Here is a 1,074-nt window from a genome sequence, read left to right on the forward strand (position 1 = left end):
GGAACGGACTGGTAGGTTTCAAAAAGGTCCGGGCGGTCTTCGATTATCCACGGCATTGCCCGGGCGAGCCGGGGTTCGAAAGGCCGATGGCGCAGCAGGACGATGCGCTCCCTGGCGTCCGGGTCGTATCCTTGAATGCGCAGCAGGTCCTTGAAATCCATAGCAGCTTTGCTCCCAGCCCAATGGGGGCAGACTAAGCCCGGCGTAACGAGGCAGCAACGCCACCTCATGCGATCCGTCCATCTAGACGACGAAAGGAGACCACCATGGCACGATCCCTTGGGGCGCGGGCGCGGCTGGCGCTCGGCTTCGAGACCACCTACGGCACGCCGCCGGCCAGCGGCTTTATCCGCATGCCGTTCGCGCCTGGGCTGACCGTCGCCGCCGAACAGCCGCTGCTCGACTCCGAGCTGCTGGGCTACGGCCGCGATCCGCTGGCCCCGGTCAAGGACGCGATCACCGCCGATGGCGACGTGGTGGTCCCGATCGACGCGGAAGCCTGGGGCCACTGGCTCAAGGCCGCCTTCGGCGCGCCCGCGACCAGCGGCACCGGGCCCTACACCCACGAGTTCCAGTCCGGCGCCTGGGACCTGCCGAGCTTCGCGCTGGAGAAGGGCCTGCCCGAGGTACCACACTTTGCCATGTATCCCGGCTGCCGGGTGAACCAGCTGCAATGGTCGATGGAGCGCTCGGGCCTCGTGACCGCGACCGTCGGCGTGATCGCGCAGGGCGAGGACAAGAGCGCTGCGAGCCAGGCCGGCACCCTGACCGAGCCGGCGCTCAAGCGCTTCGGCAGCTTCAATGGCAGCGTCCAGCGCAATGGCACGGCGCTCGGCAACCTGGTCTCTGCCGAGATCACCTACGCCAACAACCTCGACCGGGTGGAGACGATCCGCGCCGACGGCAAGATCGCGGGCGTCGAGCCCGGCATCGCCGCGCTGACCGGCAACGTTCTGGTCCGCTTCGCCGACGAGACGCTGCTGCAGCAGGCCATCGACGGCGATCCGTGCGAGCTGGTGTTCGGCTACGCGCTGCCCTCAGGCGAGAGCTTCACGCTGACTGCGCACGCCGTCT

Annotated in this window: 1 protein-coding gene; it reads left to right on the top strand. The window is 68.2% G+C overall.

Annotation, left to right across the window (positions count from 1 at the left end):
• Nucleotides 1–266 precede the first annotated feature (266 nt).
• Nucleotides 267–1,074 (top strand): phage tail tube protein (locus DRV84_RS15130; RefSeq protein WP_192881440.1); only part of this gene is annotated, 808 nt, incomplete at its 3' end.

Source organism: Rhodosalinus sediminis (genome assembly GCF_003385555.1).
In the GTDB taxonomy this organism is placed as follows: Bacteria; Pseudomonadota; Alphaproteobacteria; order Rhodobacterales; family Rhodobacteraceae; genus Rhodosalinus; species Rhodosalinus sediminis.